Origin of the sequence: Cupriavidus nantongensis (genome assembly GCF_001598055.1) — a bacterium.
GTDB lineage: Bacteria > Pseudomonadota > Gammaproteobacteria > Burkholderiales > Burkholderiaceae > Cupriavidus > Cupriavidus nantongensis.
Window position 1 is genome coordinate 157,055 of the sequence record NZ_CP014845.1, and the last position, 17,014, is coordinate 174,068.

Annotated in this window: 17 protein-coding genes; 10 read left to right on the plus strand and 7 right to left on the minus strand. The window is 61.9% G+C overall.

Annotated features, from left to right (window positions below):
* Genes A2G96_RS22095 through A2G96_RS22120 form a run of 6 tightly spaced genes read right to left on the minus strand, consistent with a single transcriptional unit; the run spans position 1 to position 6,405 of the window.
* Positions 1-942, minus strand: a complete 942-nt coding sequence (locus A2G96_RS22095; protein ID WP_062802374.1) for an SMP-30/gluconolactonase/LRE family protein — start codon at positions 940-942, stop codon at positions 1-3.
* 15 nt (positions 943-957) lie between these two features.
* Positions 958-1,944 (minus strand): Bug family tripartite tricarboxylate transporter substrate binding protein, encoded by a 987-nt coding sequence (locus A2G96_RS22100; protein ID WP_062802375.1) that lies wholly within the window; start codon positions 1,942-1,944, stop codon positions 958-960.
* 36 nt (positions 1,945-1,980) lie between these two features.
* The gene (locus tag A2G96_RS22105) at positions 1,981-3,153 is read right to left on the minus strand and encodes an alpha/beta hydrolase (RefSeq protein ID WP_231909720.1); all 1,173 of its coding nucleotides are present in this window, start codon (positions 3,151-3,153) and stop codon (positions 1,981-1,983) included.
* 52 nt (positions 3,154-3,205) lie between these two features.
* On the minus strand, positions 3,206-4,201 hold the full coding sequence (locus A2G96_RS22110; protein ID WP_062802376.1) for a Bug family tripartite tricarboxylate transporter substrate binding protein: 996 nt from the start codon (positions 4,199-4,201) through the stop codon (positions 3,206-3,208).
* Between the two features lie 57 nt (positions 4,202-4,258).
* On the minus strand, positions 4,259-5,482 hold the full coding sequence (locus A2G96_RS22115; protein ID WP_062802377.1) for a CaiB/BaiF CoA transferase family protein: 1,224 nt from the start codon (positions 5,480-5,482) through the stop codon (positions 4,259-4,261).
* The gene (locus A2G96_RS22120) at positions 5,479-6,405 is read right to left on the minus strand and encodes a hydroxymethylglutaryl-CoA lyase (RefSeq protein ID WP_062802378.1); all 927 of its coding nucleotides are present in this window, start codon (positions 6,403-6,405) and stop codon (positions 5,479-5,481) included. The genes A2G96_RS22115 and A2G96_RS22120 overlap by 4 nt, the downstream gene beginning before the upstream one ends.
* A gap of 108 nt (positions 6,406-6,513) precedes the next feature.
* Here A2G96_RS22120 and A2G96_RS22125 point away from each other — a divergent pair, with 108 nt between their 5' ends.
* Positions 6,514-7,227 (plus strand): IclR family transcriptional regulator, encoded by a 714-nt coding sequence (locus tag A2G96_RS22125; RefSeq protein ID WP_062802379.1) that lies wholly within the window; start codon positions 6,514-6,516, stop codon positions 7,225-7,227.
* A gap of 314 nt (positions 7,228-7,541) precedes the next feature.
* On the opposite strand, the gene A2G96_RS22130 is transcribed toward A2G96_RS22125, so the two are convergent.
* Entirely contained in the window at positions 7,542-9,056 is a 1,515-nt protein-coding gene (locus A2G96_RS22130) for a CoA-acylating methylmalonate-semialdehyde dehydrogenase (RefSeq protein ID WP_174549324.1), read from the minus strand.
* A gap of 181 nt (positions 9,057-9,237) precedes the next feature.
* Here A2G96_RS22130 and A2G96_RS22135 point away from each other — a divergent pair, with 181 nt between their 5' ends.
* The 9 genes from A2G96_RS22135 to A2G96_RS22175 all read left to right on the plus strand — a co-directional run bounded on the left by A2G96_RS22135 (position 9,238) and on the right by A2G96_RS22175 (position 17,012).
* A complete protein-coding gene (locus A2G96_RS22135) occupies positions 9,238-10,203 on the plus strand; it encodes a LysR family transcriptional regulator (protein WP_062802381.1) in 966 nt (321 codons plus the stop codon).
* 157 nt (positions 10,204-10,360) lie between these two features.
* A complete protein-coding gene (locus A2G96_RS22140) occupies positions 10,361-11,095 on the plus strand; it encodes a succinate dehydrogenase/fumarate reductase iron-sulfur subunit (RefSeq protein WP_062802382.1) in 735 nt (244 codons plus the stop codon).
* Between the two features lie 2 nt (positions 11,096-11,097).
* Positions 11,098-11,433, plus strand: a complete 336-nt coding sequence (locus tag A2G96_RS22145; protein WP_062802383.1) for a succinate dehydrogenase — start codon at positions 11,098-11,100, stop codon at positions 11,431-11,433.
* A complete protein-coding gene (locus A2G96_RS22150; RefSeq protein ID WP_062802384.1) occupies positions 11,430-11,777 on the plus strand; it encodes a succinate dehydrogenase/fumarate reductase transmembrane subunit in 348 nt (115 codons plus the stop codon). The genes A2G96_RS22145 and A2G96_RS22150 overlap by 4 nt, the downstream gene beginning before the upstream one ends.
* Complete coding sequence (locus A2G96_RS22155; protein WP_062802385.1) at positions 11,778-13,526, plus strand: L-aspartate oxidase; 1,749 nt, start codon at positions 11,778-11,780, stop codon at positions 13,524-13,526. It begins immediately after the preceding gene.
* Between the two features lie 12 nt (positions 13,527-13,538).
* Complete coding sequence (locus A2G96_RS22160; protein ID WP_018006556.1) at positions 13,539-14,474, plus strand: fumarate hydratase; 936 nt, start codon at positions 13,539-13,541, stop codon at positions 14,472-14,474.
* Positions 14,468-15,151, plus strand: a complete 684-nt coding sequence (locus A2G96_RS22165) for a fumarate hydratase C-terminal domain-containing protein (RefSeq protein ID WP_062802386.1) — start codon at positions 14,468-14,470, stop codon at positions 15,149-15,151. Before A2G96_RS22160 ends, A2G96_RS22165 begins: the two co-directional genes overlap by 7 nt.
* Positions 15,152-15,185: 34 nt before the next feature.
* The gene (locus A2G96_RS22170; RefSeq protein WP_062802387.1) at positions 15,186-16,019 is read left to right on the plus strand and encodes an amidohydrolase family protein; all 834 of its coding nucleotides are present in this window, start codon (positions 15,186-15,188) and stop codon (positions 16,017-16,019) included.
* A 78-nt stretch (positions 16,020-16,097) separates the two neighbouring features.
* The gene (locus A2G96_RS22175; protein WP_062802388.1) at positions 16,098-17,012 is read left to right on the plus strand and encodes a LysR family transcriptional regulator; all 915 of its coding nucleotides are present in this window, start codon (positions 16,098-16,100) and stop codon (positions 17,010-17,012) included.
* Positions 17,013-17,014 lie beyond the last annotated feature (2 nt).

The window sequence follows — 17,014 nt, forward strand, 5'->3', positions numbered from 1 at the left end:
TCAATCGAAGGTTACGGAAGAGTGGGAATATATGGACGCGCCGCAGACGGGTAGTTCCGCTGTCAGCACCGTCCCGGTTTGAGATTCGGTCAAAAACAGGGACGACGTGCCCGGCTTGAACGCGACGTTGGTAATGTTGTGACCCGTCGGACTTCGCACGTAATGAGTAACTTCACCGGCGGCGTTGAGGACAAAGGCTCCGCCCAGACTCGCATGGGCCACGACGAGGCCGCCATCGGCCGTGGGAGCCAGACCGTCTGGCCCACTGGTGCCGAAGAGCGTCTGGAAGGCGCCCATTTTGGAGATTGTTCCGTCGCGCATTATCGGTGCCCGCCAGACCTGATTCGCTCGGGTGACCGCGACGAACAGCACGTTGCCCTCGGCGTTCAGGGCGATGCCGTTCGGGCTCGGAACATTCGAAACCAGACAGTCCAGTCCGCCGTCCACCCTATGGCGATAGACTCGTCCAGTCGGATCATGCAGGCCGGTTTGGCCCTGATCGGTGAAGTACAGGTTGCCGCTCGAATCAAAGACGAGATCGTTGACTCCCTTAAAGGACTCGCTGTTGCGCGTGCCGAGCACAGTTTCCAGGGCTCCTGTGGCGGCGTCGACTCGAATGATCCCATGCCTGTAATCCGCGACTAGCAGGCTGCCGTCCTGATGAATTGCAAGGCCGTTGGGCCAGCCGAGTCCGTCGGCGATAACCGTCCAGTCATCGGGCGCGTTGACCCGGAGTATCCGCCCGTGCGGAACGTCGGTCAGATAAAGGGCGCCGTCTTGCGAGAATGCCGGGCCTTCGAGAAAGCAGTCCACGAGCTGGCCCTGTTTGTTGGCATCGGCCCATGGGCTATGTCGCGCCATCCGAAGGCCGTCGGGAACGCGCGCAAAAACCGCGGCTTGAATGACGATAGGCGGGGCGAACGAGAGGTTCCACATGGTCATGTCTACGCTTTCGGGTCATTCCGGCTTTACACCGGCCTTCTCTCCAACCTGGGCCCAAATCACGATTTCCTGATTTACAAAGCGCCCAAAAGCCTCGACGCTCATCGGTCGGTAGACTGCACCTTGTTGAGCAAACGTCCGTTGCACCTCAGGGTCCCGCATTGCCGTGGCCACCAGGTCGTGCAGCTTGGCCACGATTGCGGGCGAAGTGCCGCGAGGGGTAGCAAGTCCAAACCAGCTGACTCCCTTGTAGTCGGGCAGGCCGGCCTCGGCAAAGGTCGGTACGGCGGGAAGGGCGGGGATTCTTTCGCTGCCGCTGACGGCCAGCGCCCTGACGCGCCCACCCTTGACTTGCGCAATGCTGGTCGGCGTTGCAGCGACTAGCATGTCAATCTGCCCGGCCAGTAAGTCTGCTGCGGCTGCCCCCGCACCGCGGTACGGGATGTGGGTGATCGACACACCTGCCACCGACTTGAAGAGCTCTGCCCCAAGATGCGTGGAACTGCCTGGTCCGCCGGAGCCGAAGTTTAGTTTGCCGGGATTCGCCTTGGCAAACGCCACGAGTTCGGCAACCGTCTTGAACGGCGATCGCTCTGGCACCGTGAGCATCACGGGCGTTTCGATCAGCTCCGTGATGTGAACAAGATCCTTCATGTGGTCCCACGGCAGCTTGGCGAAGACCAGAGGCAACATCGCGTAGGTGGTGTCGGTCACCAGCAAGGTGCTGCCATCAGGCGCGGATCGCACAACCTCCTGCGTTGCGATGGTGCCGGAGCCTCCGGTCTTGTTCTCGACGAAGAAACTCTTGCCGGTAAGCTTGGTCAGTTTTTGCGCGATCAGGCGAGCAGCGAAGTCTGTCGTGCCGCCCGCGGAGTAAGGCACGACCAGCCGTACCGGCTTGTCGGGCCACGCGCTGGTTTGCGCCAGAGTGGGCAGGCTGCAGATCAGTCCGGCGGAAACTAGAAGTATGCCGAGGGTCGTTCGGCGCGCCGAGTTGGCCATGATGTTGTCTCCGATATGTGCGTTGTGATCGGACTTTTAGTTGAGTGTCTTGCGCAGCCAGCCATCGATCCATGCCGCGACATCGTTACTGTTCTTCTCGAGCATAACCATGTGACCGTTGCCGCGCAGGCCTATTTCTTCCAGCCTGACGATTTCGGTAGGCACTCCCGCCTGGGATAGCCAGCGTGCGGTGCAGTGGTCGTACTGCGAATGGAAGGACGCCTCAGTGATCAGCACGGTGATCGGTATGCCTTTGAGGTTGGGCAGTTGTCGCGCCGGGGCCTTTTGTCGCCAGCACGCCATCAACTGCGGACGCTCTGGCGTGGTCTCTTTCTCGATGTCAAGCGTGGAAGCATCCATGACGGGGGGGTCGTAGGTAATAGGCACGTCTGCCACACCCCATGCAAGCTGCTTCTTGGCGCCGAAGACCGTGGAGGATTCGATGGGCGGACCGTTTGGCTCAACCGATACAATCGCCTTGACCAACTGCGGGCGGGCGTCAGCCAGCAGCCAGCCGAACGGCCCTGCCTGTGAGTGCGTGATCAACACCGCCGGGCCAATACGATCCAGCAGTGCCGTGCCGGCTTGCTTCACCAGGGCTTGAGTCTCTGCGTTGGTTCCCAAGTATTCGACCTGACTCGAATAGAACTGATCGAACACCGAGTCGCCCATCCTGCCTTTGTTGGGCCCGGTGCCTGGCCATTGGGTATGGAGCTTGGCCTGCGGCCAGTTCCCACGGGCCGCGGAGTCAGTGAATAGCATTTCAATCTTGGGCGCAGAGAACTTCGTCAGCGTGCCATCCAGGCCGGGGTGCCACGCGGACCGGCCCCTTGCGGGCTGGTCCACTAGGTACACGTCGTAACCTCGATCTAGGAAATACGATGCCCAACCTGGGCGTCCGTCCGGCGTCGTGATCCAGTTCACAGCTGTCTGGGCAGCGCCGTGGAAGAAAACCACCGGGTACTTTTGCGTCACGCGGGCAGGGGCGAGATGCTCAACGTACATCGCCCCCTGCATGACTTCCTGCCCCCCCGTACCAACGTATCGGCCGCCGGCGAAGAACACGTCGCGACGTTCCGCCGCGGTCTGGACCGCGGCCCTTGGTGAATCAGTCGTGGGCATGCCACCGCACCCGCCCGTCACGACCGCGCCGACCATGCACACGACACTGGCGCTGGCCTTGCAATTTGCCCGAAATTGCCTCTTCATGGTTTCTTTGTCTCCATTGCGTCTTGAAGGTCTAAAGGGGAGTCAAGGTCAGTCACTCGAGCTTGATGCCGGCTACGCGAACGAGATCGCCCCACTTCTTGCCCTCATCCTGGATAAACCTCGCAAAATGCGCGGGTGATCCACCCAACGGCTCACTGCCTTCCTCCTGGAGCTTCTTGACGATGTGCGGATCCTTCAAGGTGGCCTGCACGCGGGCATTGATCTGGTTCACTATCTGGAGAGACACGCCGGCGGGTGCGACAAGACCCGTCCACGCGCTGCTCTCGAACCCCGGGAAGCCCGATTCCGCCACCGTTGGCACTGCCGGCAGTGCTGCCAACCGTTGAGGCGAGCTGACAGCGAGCGCCCGCAGTTTGCCGGTTCGGATCATCGGGTAAGCCGCCTGTGGCACGCTGAAGAAGAAGTCGGTCTGGCCGCCCATCAGGTCGGTCAGCGCCTGACCGGCCCCCTTGTAGGGTACGTGCAGGAACTTCACGCCAGCCTTCCTCCCCAGGAGTTCACCTGACATGTGCCCGATGGTCCCGGCACCCGAAGAGGCCATCTTGACTGCACCGGAACGCGCCTTGGCTGCCTTGAGCAGGTCGTCAACGGTCTTGTGAGGGGAGTCGCCTCGAACAACGAGCACCACCGGCTGCGATGCGACAAGAACGATCGGAGTGAAATCCTTCACTGGGTCGAATGGCATCGAGGAGTACAGCCAGGGGTTAATGGCCAGATTGGCCGCCTGCCCCATGCCGATCGTGTAAGCGTCGGGTGCCGACTTGGCGAGGGACGCCATGCCGATGTTGCCTGTCGCGCCCGGCTTGTTTTCGATGACGACTGTCCAGCCGTGTTTCTGCAACAGGGAATCGGCGATGATGCGCGATATGGTGTCAGTGCCGCCGCCAGGCGGCATGGGCACGATCATCTTGATCGGCCGTTGAGGGTAGGTATTCTGGGCATAAGCGGGCAGGGTCGCGGCGCCCAGAAGGGCCGCTGTCAGCAAAGCACTGCGTGCAAGGGCCGCGCGACGAATATTCACACTCATGGTTGTCTCCTGATTTATATTGGTTTACGGATGAGGTGGGGGGCGGAACCACTCCGCTTACGAGACTGTGCCGATCACGCCCTCCGCAGCGAGATTGGAAATCTCGCTTTCGCTCAGGCCGAGCCTGGTCAGCAGTTCATGCCCCTTTTCTCCCAGGCGAGGCGGCTGATGGCGAACGCCCGGGCGTCGGCCGCCCAAGGTGAATGGCAATAGGGGGGTATAGGTGTCGTTGCCCGCCTTTTCGCCGTCAGGCAAGGAGACCCTCGCCAAGCCGCCGGTCTCCTTCAAGTGGATGTCGTCGAAGAGGTCGCCTGGGCGAGCGATCGGTGCAAAAGGCAACCCGTGGCGCTCAAAGTTGTCGGCCAACTCTTGTTTGGACATCGAACCTAGGCGGGTGCGGATATCTGGCATTAGCCACGGCCGTGCTTCCACGCGCTGGTTGTTCGTGATCAGCCGCGCGTCCCGGGAAAGGTCATCGAAGCCGAACGCCCGGCAGAAAATCTCCCACTGCGTATCGGACACGACGGCCAGGAAGATCTGCTCCCCGTCTTTCACGGTGAACACGTCGTAGATCGCCCAGGCCGATATGCGGCTGGGCATGGGGGAGGGTGCCAGCCCAGTCACGGCTTGCTGCATCATGTGGTGGCCGACCAGGAATACATTGTTCTCAAACAGGGCCGATTGCACTTCCTGACCCACGCCCGTGCGTTGCCGCTCGAACAGCGAGACAATCGCGCCCAGCGCGCCGAACACGCCTCCCATGATGTCGTTGACTGCCGCGCCTGCACGCAACGGTTGGCCGCTTGGCCCAGTCATGTAGGCCAAGCCACCCATCATCTGCACCACCTCGTCGAGCGCGGTTCGATGGTCGTACGGCCCTGGCAGAAAGCCCTTGTGAGAGACGTACACCAGGCGTGGGTTGAGCTTGCGCAAGGTTTCGTAGTCAAGGCCATTCTTGGCCATGGTGCCCGCCTTAAAGTTTTCGCTCACCACGTCGGCGGTGCCAATGAGCTTGAGGACCAGTTCGCGGCCTCGGGGGTCTTTGAGGTTCACCGGCAGGCTCTTCTTGTTTCGGTTGAACATCGGAAAGAAGCCGGCGCCCGAACCTTTAAGGCGGCGCGTGTTGTCGCCGACTAGCGGCTCTATCTTGATTACATCCGCCCCGAGGTCACCCAGTACCATGCCGCAGGTCGGCCCCATGACCATGTGCGTGAATTCAACTACCCGGATGCCGGCCAGAGGAAGCTGATCCTGCGTCTGAGACTCCGCTGCGCTGCTCATGCGGCCTCCTTGGCATAGTGGAACCCCTTCGGCAGGCCGGCTGCAGGCACATAGCCGTACAACGCCTCGTTAGGCAGTGCCTCTGCAAGTACCGCGCGCGCATTCGCAAGCAGTTCAAGGTCTACCCCTGTCTTGACGCCGCTTGCCTCCAACATGAACACCAGGTCTTCGGTGACGATGTTGCCCGTCGCTCCCGGCGCGTACGGACATCCGCCAATGCCGCCTTGGCTGGAGTCGAACGTCGTTACGCCAGCATCAAGTGCGGCAACTACGTTCGCCAAGCCTTGCCCACGAGTGTTGTGGAAGTGCGCGCCGCCTGCTTTGTTGCCCACCTCCTCGCGCAAGCGAGTGAACAGTCGCTTGACCTGTGCGGGGTTGGCATAGCCCACGCTGTCGGAGAGGCCCACCTCGTCCACGCCGAGTTCGGCCATGCGAACGGACACGCGAATCGTGTCGTCTTCCGGTACGTCGCCAGAAATGGTGCAGCCAAAAGCAGTCGACAGTCCGGCCTCGATTTTCACATCCGGAAACCTCTCGTTCCGCAGCGCGACGATGTTCGCCACGTCCTCCTCGATCTGCTCCGGCGTCTTGCGGATGTTCGACCACAGATGTGCTGCGCTGACGGATACAGGCAGCGTCAGCTTGTGCGCGCCAGCCTCCATTGCGGCGATGGCGCCGCGTAGGTTGGGCACCAGCACTGCCACAGTGAGGTCACGAAGGGTCAATGCATGGCGGACCACTTCGACAGCGTCCGCCATCTGCGGCAGTAGCTTGGGGGATACGAAGGAAGCTACTTCGATCTCACGCAGCCCAGCGGCGGCAAGCGTGTCGATCCATCTGCACTTCGCGCTCGTCGGCATCGTGGCGGCGATGGACTGGAGTCCATCACGGGGCGCAACTTCACTGATCAATACCTGGGTCATCGCATATCTCCTTGCGGTCTTCGTCGTTCCAATAGTTGGAACACAGTTCCAACTTATGTATTGTGATTATGGTAGGATCCGACCCTGCGGTCAATTACCAACAGCCCTATGCCTAAGAAGCCCGTGCAATCCCCGCTAGCAGAAGAGGACTCCGCCCCGGGCGGGGCCTCGACTGTCGACCGTGCGCTGTCGCTGCTGGATGCATTCACCATGGACGACCGCACTCTCACGCTCAGTGAGCTTGCGGAACGCACCCGCATGTACAAAAGCACGACCAAGCGCATGCTTGCGTCGCTGCAGCACCGTGGGCTAGTGATTCAGAACGAAGACGGGACCTTTGGACTAGGCGGGGCGATCGCTCGGCTGAACGCGATTTACGTCGCGAGTTTTTCGCTGGAGTCGGTGGTGATGCCGGTGCTCGAGGATCTTGTGAAGGCGACCCAAGAGACGGCCGCATACTATGTACGGCAGGGCGCCATGCGGCTGTGCCTGTTTCGGGTGGATTCGCCTCAACCGATGCGTGTGCACGTCAAAACTGGCGACCTCTTGCCCTTGGATCAGGGCTCCGGCGGCCGCGTGCTGCTCGCCTTCTCCGGCGCCAAAGGGAAGATCTATGATGCGGTTCGCGAGGCAGGTGTCGCGGCTTTGGTAGGTGATCGAAAGCCAGACATCGCAGGCGTGTCCGCGCCCGTGTTTGATGCAGAGAACAAGCTCGCCGGGGCAGTCACCCTGACCCTTCCTGCATCTCGTTTCTCTGACAGCTTGGCCAGTGCTGTGGTCAATTCTGCGGCCAAGGTAACGGGAAAGCTCCGAGGGAATTAGCGGGTATCCTTACGCAAGCATATGAATGTCTTTTGCGAGAATATCCGTTTTGAGGTATGAAGGCACGGCCGGCCCCAGACCCAGTGCAGCCGTACCGTAGCCTTCCTCCACGAATGAGAGTGGATCCGACAGTCATTCGAGCCACGCGCTAGCTTCGCCCGCGTGCTGGTCGTCTCAGTTCTATCCCCATAGAGACCAGACTCCCTTCGTCGTTGCTGTATCAAGCGGACCAACGAAGCGGTCACCACTGTGTTTCACAAAATGCGGATGGGGCCGGTCAGACATCGAAAAAGCTTCCCTTTGCTTAGCACCCATCACTTCACAGTCGGCATCGCAAACTCAGCCCCGCGAACTGTGTCGTTGGGCCAGCGTTGCATGATGCTTTTCTGGCGCGTATAGAAGCGCACGCCTTCTTCGCCGTAGGCATGCATGTCACCGAAGAGTGAACGCTTCCAGCCGCCGAAGCCGTGCCATGCCATGGGAACAGGGATGGGTACGTTGATGCCAACCATACCGACTTCGATGCGCCGCGAGAACTCGCGCGCGATCTGGCCATCGCGCGTGTAGCACGCCACGCCGTTGCCGAATTCATGCGCGTTGACCAGCTTCACAGCTTGCGCCAAGTCCTCCACGCGCACGCATGAAAGCACCGGACCAAAGATCTCTTCCTTATAGATTCGCATGTCCGGGGTCACATTGTCGAACAGCGTCCCGCCGGTAAAGAATCCTTGCTCGTGACCAGGAACCTTGTAGTTGCGGCCGTCGACCAGCAGCGTGGCGCCTTCCTCGACCCCGATAGCGATGTAGCGTTCGATGCGTTCGAGCGCCTGGCCTGTCACAACGGGACCCATCTCGGCATCGGCCTCCATGCCGTTCTTAATGACCAACTCCCGCGCGCGGGCTTCAAGCTTCGGCATGATCTTTTCCGCCACGTCGCCGACGAGCACTGCCACGGAGATCGCCATGCAGCGCTCGCCGGCAGAGCCGTATGCCGCGCCGATTAGTCCGTCTACGGCCTGATCGATATCCGCATCGGGCATGACGACCATGTGGTTCTTGGCTCCGCCCAGCGCCTGGACACGCTTGCCCAGCCTAGCGCCGGTTTCGTAGATGTAATTGGCGATCGGCGTGGATCCGACGAAGCTCACGGCCTTGACGTCAACGTGATGGAGCAGGGCATCTACTACGGTCTTGTCACCCTGAACGACATTGAAGACGCCATCGGGAAGCCCCGCATCCTTGAGCAAGCGTGCCATGAACAGCGAAGCCGAAGGATCGCGCTCACTCGGCTTCAGGATGAAGCAGTTTCCGGCCGCGATGGCGACGGGAAACATCCAGCACGGCACCATGCATGGGAAGTTGAACGGTGTGATTCCCGCGACGACGCCGAGCGGCTGGCGCAGCGTCCAGTTGTCCATGCCGGTCGAGACCTGATCCGTGTAATCGCCCTTGAGTAGCTGCGGGATGCCGCAGGCAAACTCGATGATGTCGATGCCACGGCTCACTTCACCCTGGGCATCGCTGAAGACCTTGCCGTGCTCGGCGGTGATGATGGCAGCCAACTCGTCCTTGTGACGGTTCATGAGCTCCAGGAACTTCAGCATTACGCGGGCGCGGCGGATCGGCGGCGTGTCAGCCCACTTCGAGAACGCGGCAAGCGCGCTGGCCACGGCGGCATCCACGTCCGCAGGGCTGCCCAGCCGAACGCTGCGCGCGACCGCGCCAGTGGCGGGATTGAACACCGGCTGCGAGCGCGTGCCGAAACCGGCATACGGCGCTCCGGCCACAAAGTGAATAACTTCCGCGGTTGAGTTGTAGGGAGCGGTCACAATGATCTCCGGGCGTCGTGGGTGGGTCGAAATCCACCGCATTGAAGGATGACCGCAGTGTAGGGATCACGATCTGGCCCGGGTAGCGGCCCTCGCCCAAACTCACTGTTCAGGAAATTTGCCTACAGGCATGTTATAGCTGTGAAATATGAAGCCGGGATGGCCTGGATAGGGAGGAACTATGCGGCAGGGTGATGTAGAGGACCTTTGGGAACACCTGCATTGGCTCATGGTGTTGCATCAACAAGGTAGTTTCAGCAAGGCGGCGGCCCGCCTTGGTGTGAGCAAGGCGTCCATGAGCCAGCATATTGCTGACCTGGAAAGGTCGGCGGGCATCATGCTGGTTCAGCGCACGACACGCAGCGCCACGCTGACCGATGCAGGCAGGCAACTGGTGGATTCGATGCGCGGTGCGTTTGAGCAGATCTCCGCTGGCTTTGCCAACGTGCGGGATCTCGCCGGAGCTCCGCGCGGACTTCTCAGAGTGACCGCGCCGGTTGCGTTTTCCAGGCAACAGTTGGTGCCGCGGCTACCGGAATTTCTGCGGCAGTATCCGCAAATCCAGATCGAACTGGATATGTCCGACCGCCTGCGTTCGCTGGCTCAGGAAGGTTATGACATCGCGGTGCGCCACACGACCGCGCCACCGGAAACCCATGTCGCCTGGACCCTGTCTGCCACGCGTATCGTGCTGGTGGCAAGCCGATCCTATCTGCGCGCCAACGGTACGCCAGAAATCCCCGAGGCACTCGTTGACCATGCCTGCCTGCATTACCCCCGGCAGCATGGCACCGCGACCTGGACCTTCGTACGGACTGGCCCGGATGAACCCTCCACCCATGCGGATCCGGTGACCGTGGCGGTCAACGGACCGCTGGCGGTCAACAACAGCGAGGCCTTGCGTGACGCCGCCATCGAAGGGCTTGGCATTGCGCTGCTGCCGGATTTCAGTGCCCAGTCGGCACTCGACACTGGCCGGCTTATCGAGGTGCTGCCGGAGTGGCGTGCAACGGGAGCTTTCGGTGATTGGCTCTATGCGATCCGGCCATACTCGGCCCATGCATCGCGGGTCTCGCAGCTCTTCGTCGACTATCTGCGTGAGAGCTTTTCGAAGGGATTCACCTCAACGCCACCCGCCCTAGTCTGACCCTTGTGGAAACAGGTCGGGCTTTATCCACTTTTCGGGGATTTACTTCAAAAAATATCAAGTGACATATTATTGATTCACAAATAACGATTACTTAAACTTCTCTCAACCCAACCATTAGAGCAGCGGCCGGGCATGGTCGAAACGGGAGAGAGGCATGGAGGCAACAACAGCCACGAAACGCACGCTGACGGTACGCATTGCGCGTGGCACCGACGAGAGCAGTCTCACCACCTATCAGGTGCCGTGGCGCGAGAACCAGACCGTGCTCGACGTGGTCACCGAGGTTCAGCGCCACATGGATCCGACGCTGTCGTATCGCTTCGCATGCCGGGTCGGTGTGTGCGGATCGTGCGCGATGACGGTGAACGGGCGGCCACGCTGGACCTGCCGAACCCATGTGAGCCGCGTGGAGGAGGACGGCGTGATCGTGATCGAGCCGCTGCGCAACATGCCTCGCATCAAGGACCTGGTGGTGGACATGTCCGAGTTCTTCGACAAATGGAAGAAAGCGGGCAACACCTTTGTCGGCACCGCCACGCGCAACGATCCCCCAGCCGCGGTTTCGCCCGTCAGCCGCAAGCGCAAGATGGCCGATGCTGCCATTGAATGCATCAATTGCGGTGTCTGCTATGCCGCCTGCGACGTGGTGTCGTGGGACAAGGAATACCTGGGCCCTGCGGCACTGAATCGGGCATGGACGCTGTTCAACGACGAACGCCATGCCGACCCGAAGGGCGTGCTCAAGCAAGCGACTTCCGGCAGCGGTTGCCATTCCTGTCACACGCAAGGCAACTGCATGACGCACTGTCCGGTCAGCCTGAGCCCGACCGGCAGCATCGCCGGGCTCAAGAAAAACGCGCTGCTGCAGTTCCTGAAGGGAGGGGACTGACCATGGAGTCGCGCCTGTTTGCATTGCAGCGCCTGACGGCCATGATCATGGCGCCGTTCGTGCTGGTGCACCTGGCGGTCATTCTCTATGCCGTACGAGGAGGACTGACCGCCGCAGAGATCCTGTCACGCACGCAAGGAAGCTGGATCTGGATTCCTTTCTATTCGCTGTTCGTGCTGAGCGTCGCGGTTCACGTGCCGATCGGCATGCGCAACATCCTGATCGAATGGGGGCGGCTCAGTCGCGGCGCAGCGTCCTGGCTTGGGCTGCTGTTCGGGCTGTTGCTGCTGTGGATGGGGCTGCGTGCCGTGGCGGCGGTGGGAGGCTTGCTGTCATGAAATCACCGCGCAATCACCGCGCCTACTGGGCCTTTCTGGGGCATCGCTTGTCCGGACTCGCACTGGGCATCTTTCTGCCGGCGCACTTCTACGTTCTGGGCTTTGCCCTCGACCAGCGTGCGCGCATGGACGCCTTCCTGAAGTTTGCCGACATGGGCGCGGTGAAGTTCGGCGAATGGGGGCTGGTGCTGCTGCTGTCCGTGCATATGAGCTTTGGCCTGCGGCTGCTGGCACTGGAACTGCTGCCATGGAGCTCGACCCGCGACGCTCGCCTGTCCTGGATCAGCTGGGGTGGTGCGCTGTCCCTGCTGGTCGGCGTGATCTTTGCCCTGGGGGTAATCTGAATGCAAATCGAACACCACAAGACGGACATCCTGATCCTCGGTACTGGTGGAGCAGGCCTGTTCGCCGCGTTGCACGCGAAGAAAGCGAATCCGGCGCTCAAGGTATCCGTGGCCGTAAAGGGTCTGTTAGGCAAGTGCGGGTGCACGCGCATGGTCCAAGGCGGCTACAACGTGGCGCTTTCCGCCGGGGATTCGGTCGAGCGCCATTTCATGGATACCATCGAAGGCGGTAAGTGGCTGCCCCGCCAGGACCTTGCCTGGCGGCTGGTCGAAGGGGCGGTCGAGCGGGTGCGCGAGCTCGAGAACGAGATCGGTTGCTTCTTTGACCGCAATCCGGACGGCACCCTGCATCAGAAGGCTTTCGCCGGGCAGAGCTTTGACCGCACCGTGCACAAGGCCGACCTGACCGGCATCGAGATCATCAACCGCCTGATGGAACAGGTGCGGGCGCTCGATGTGGAGGAGATGGAGGAGCACCGGGCCATCGAGCTGATACCCGCCGCGGACGGGTCGGGCATCGCCGGCGTGCTGTTCATCGATATGCGACGCGGCAGCTACCGCTTCGTGCAGGCCAAGGCAGTGTTGCTGGCCACGGGCGCCGGCCCGACCATGTACCGCTATCACACCCCGTCCGGCGACAAGACCTGTGATGGCCTGGCGATGGCAATGCGCTACGGCCTGAGCCTGCGCGACATGGAAATGGTGCAATTCCATCCCACCGGCTTGCTGGGCGGACCGGACACCCGCATGACCGGCACGGTGCTGGAGGAGGGCTTGCGTGGTGCGGGGGGCTGGTTGCTCAACGGCGATGGCGACCGTTTCATGACCCGCTACGATGCGCGCGGCGAGCGTGCCACGCGCGATGTGGTGAGTCGCGGCATCTATGCCGAAATGCGTGCCGGCAGGACTGGTCCGATGGGCGGCGTATATATCCAGATGAGCCACCTTGGCGCCGAGAAGGTCGCCAGGACATTCCCCGGGATGGTCAATCGCTGCAAGGATTGTGGTTTCGATCTGGCCGGCGGCCGGGTCGAGGTCGTTCCGACCGCCCACTACCTGATGGGCGGCGTGGAATTCAATGTCGACGGCAGCACGGCATCGCCAGGCCTGTTTGCCGCGGGCGAGGATTGTGGCGGCGTCCACGGCGCCAACCGGCTTGGCGGCAACGGCGTGGCAAATTCGACGGTCTTCGGCGGTATCGCCGGCGATTCGATGGCCGCCTATGCTTCGGGCGTGCAGCACTGGAAAGAACCGGACAAGCGCGTCATTGCCAGCGGCATCGAGCGGGCGGAGTACCCGTTCGCCAGATCGCCCGGAGCGATTCACGAACTGCGCGACGCGCTGGCGCAAACCATGTGGGACGACGTCGGGGTCTTGCGGAACGAAGCGGCCATGCGCCGCGGCCTGGATTCGTTGGCGTCGCACGGCGAGGCATTGATGGCCATGGGGGTTGCCGATGGCGACCGCCGCTACAACGTGACCTGGCATGACTGGATGAACCTGCAAAGCCTGGTGGACATCTCCCGCGTGATCACGGTGTCCGCGCTGGCGCGCGAGAACAGTCGTGGCGCGCATTTCCGCGAGGATTTCCCCGAGCCGGGTGACCTGCACAGCAGCCGCTATACCCGGGTGACGGCCGACGGCGATAGCCTACGCCTGGATATGGTCCCTGTGAAGTTCGACATCGTCCGGCCCGGCACCTCCCTGATTACCGGTGAGGCCGGTCAACCCCCCAAAGTTGCAGCATAGAGGACCGCTACGATGACCATTTCCATCGACCGGGTCGAGGAAGCCGCGTTCGAGATCATGAAGCGCGCCGCGATCGAGATCCCCCAGGACTACAAGCAAGGCATAAAGGCCTTGCAGCAGACGGAAACCGGAAAGCTGCCGCGCTTTGTCATTCACGCGATGCAGGACAACTGGGAAGCCGCGGACCAGGACCGGCGGCCCATGTGCGCGGATACCGGACTGCCGCGCTACTACGTCAAGGTCGGCAACAACGCCACCGTGGAGCGTGGCTTCGTGGCGGTCGAGCGCGCCCTGCGCAAGGCCACGGCGGACGCGACGCAGGCCGTTCCGCTGCGCCCGAATCGCGTCCACCCGCTATGGCGCACAGATAACAACAACAACGTCGGCATCAACGCGCCCGAGATCGAATGGTCCTTCGAGCCGGATGCCGACTGGGTCGATATTACGACAGTGCACAAGGGCGGTCTGTTCGGTACCGACTACCGGATGCTCTTCCCTGGCGACGGGATCGACGGCATCAAGCGCTTCGTGCTCGATACCCTGATCGCCTTCGGCAAGCGCGGCCTGGCATGCCAGCCGGCCATCGTTGGCATCGGTCTGGGTGGGTCCAAGGACACCTGCATGCAGCTAGGCAAGCAGGCGGCATGCCTGCGCGTGGTCGGAAATCGCAATCCTGATCCGAAAATCGCCGAACTGGAGCTGGAGCTGATGAAGCTCGGCAATTCCATCGGCATGGGTGCCATGGGCTTTGTCGGCTCGTCGATGGTTGTCGATTGCCATATCGAGGTCGGCCACACCCATACCGGCGGCATGCCGATCAGCCTGCATACCTTCTGTCTGTCGTCGCGCCGTGCCACGGCACGGATCCATGCCAACGGCGACATCGCATATCGCACGGACCCCCAGTGGTTCACCCCATACCTGCGCAGGGAGACGGTCGAATGGTAAGCCCCAAGGACGATGAACTGAAAGTCTTCCACATCAACTTGCCGGCCACGACGGCGGATATCGCCAGGCTTGAACTGGGCGCGGCCGTGTATTTGAGCGGCCTGGTCTATACCGCGCGAGAGGGAGTCTACAAGAAGGTCCTGGATGAAGGCCTTGACTTGCCGGTCGAGCTCAGGGGCCTGAGCAATGTCAATTTCCATTGCTCTCCGGCCGCGGCCCCTGACGGTGACGGCGGCTACAACGTAGGGGCGGTGACGGCGACAGCCAGTTTCCGGTTCTCGAAGTGGATTCCGAAATGGCTGGAGAAGACCGACTGCCGGATCTTTATCGGCAAGGGCGGCATGCCCGCCGATGATTACAAGCGGGTCATGGCACCTGGCGGGGCGGTCTATCTGACGACAGTGGGATATGGCACCGGCGCGCTGCTGGGACGGGGCATCAAGCGGGTGAAGGATGTGTTCTGGCTCGATGAGCTGGGCATTGCCCAGGCAATGTGGATGTTCGAAGTCGAGAACTTTGGCCCGTTTATCGTGGAAAGCGACCTGGAAGGTAACTCGCTGTTTGCGCAGCATGCCGAAGTGATCAATGCCGGCATCGAGAAGCTGTACGCCGGCCTCAAGCCCCCGGCATTGCACCGCTACGGCGAGACCGACGACCGCAAGAACGAAGTGATGTGACGCAAGCTCTCCAAAAGTCAACGAGGAACAGAACATGATTATCGATTTCCGTCTCCGCCCGCCGCTCGGTGGCTTCCTTGACACCCTGATGTACTCGGCAGGCGAGCGCCGCGATGGCTTCACCCGGACCGTCGGCTTCGAGCCGTCGCCCGCCGCGCAGCAGCAGTCGATGGACCTGCTGATGCAGGAGATGGACGGCGCCGGCGTCGACAAGGGCGTCGTGGTGGGGCGCCTTGCCGGCACCCTGGGGAGCGTGTCGAATGCCGATGTGGAGCAGATCGTGCGGGAATACCCCGGGCGCTTCATCGGGGCGGCGTCCATCGATCCGACCCAGCGCGTGGCGGCGTGCCAGACCATCTCCGATGCCGTTGCCGCAGGCTTCAAGGCCATCAACATCGAACCAGGCGCCTATCCCATACCGATGTACGCGGATGACAGACGCCTGTATCCGATCTACGCCCACTGCGAAGACCTGGATGTGCCGGTCATCATGATGGTGGGCGGCACGGCGGGGCCGGACCTGAGTTATTCGGACCCTGTGCGGACCGATCGTGTGCTGTCTGACTTTCCGCGGCTGAACGTGGTGGTGGTCCACGGCGGCTGGCCTTGGGTCACGGAGATTCTCCACATTGCGTTCCGACGTCCGAACCTGTACTTGTCCCCGGACATGTACTTCTCGCGGATGCCGGGGTGGGAGGAATACGTGAAGGCCGCCGATACCTTCCTGTCAGACCGGATGCTGTATGCAAGCTCGTTCCCGTTCTGCCCGGTGCGCGAGTACAAGCAGTGGTTCGAAACGCTGCCGATCCGCCCCGGCAATCTGGAAAAGATCATGGGCGCAAACGCCCGTCGTCTGTTGAAGCTGTAGGCACGCGGCGCACGTCCATGCGGCAGAATGACGTCGCCACCGCGACAGCGGGTCAAACCAACTATCGATTTGTCAGACATGGACGTTAAGACACTCTACACGCTTGTGGCGATCGCAGACCGAGGCAGCTTTGCCGAAGCAGGCAACGCGATCGGCCTGTCACTGTCGGCCGTGAGCATGCAAATGCGCTCGCTCGAAGACGAGCTTGGCATGACCATCTTCGATCGTAGCCGGCGGCCACCGGTGCTGACGGACGCCGGGCTTGCGTTCACGAACCGGGCCCGCGACCTGCTGACACACTGGGAGAGCATGAGCGCGGCGCTCAAGCGCGAAGCAGCGGGAGGCGTGCTCAAGCTCGGTTCGGTCCATACGTGCGTGTCGGGCGTACTGCCGCTCGCACTCAAGCGGCTCCAGCAGCAAGGGCATCGCATTGACATCCACCTGACCACCGGCCTCACGCACGATCTCGAACGGGCGGTGTACCGGCGCCAGCTCGATGTCGCAGTCGTCACGGAACCCGAAGTGCCGCGCCTGGACCTTCAGTTCATGCCGTTCTTCAATGAGGAGTTCGTCGTCATCACCCATGCCACGACGCGTGGCGACTCGGACAAAGGCGTGCTTGAAACCACGCCCTATGTCCGGTTCAACCGTACCGCGCGGGTCGGTCTACTGGTCCAGGAAGAAATGGTGCGGCGGCAGATTGCGGTCCGGTCGACCATGGAGATCGACACGCTCGAAGGCGTCATCGCCATGGTCGCCAACGGCCTGGGTTCTTCCGTGGTGCCGGCGCGTGGCGTCGAGAACGAGTTTCCGGCGTCGATTCGCACCCTCCCGTTCGGATCGCCGCCGCTGACCCGACGGCTTGGCATTCTGGTGCCCCGTGACAATCCGCGCGCGCACCTGTCGAAGCTGTTGCTGGACGCGCTGACCGAGGTTACGACGCCGGCTGGCACGCCCGACAACGGCAGGCCGAAACTGGTCAGGAAGGGCTAGCC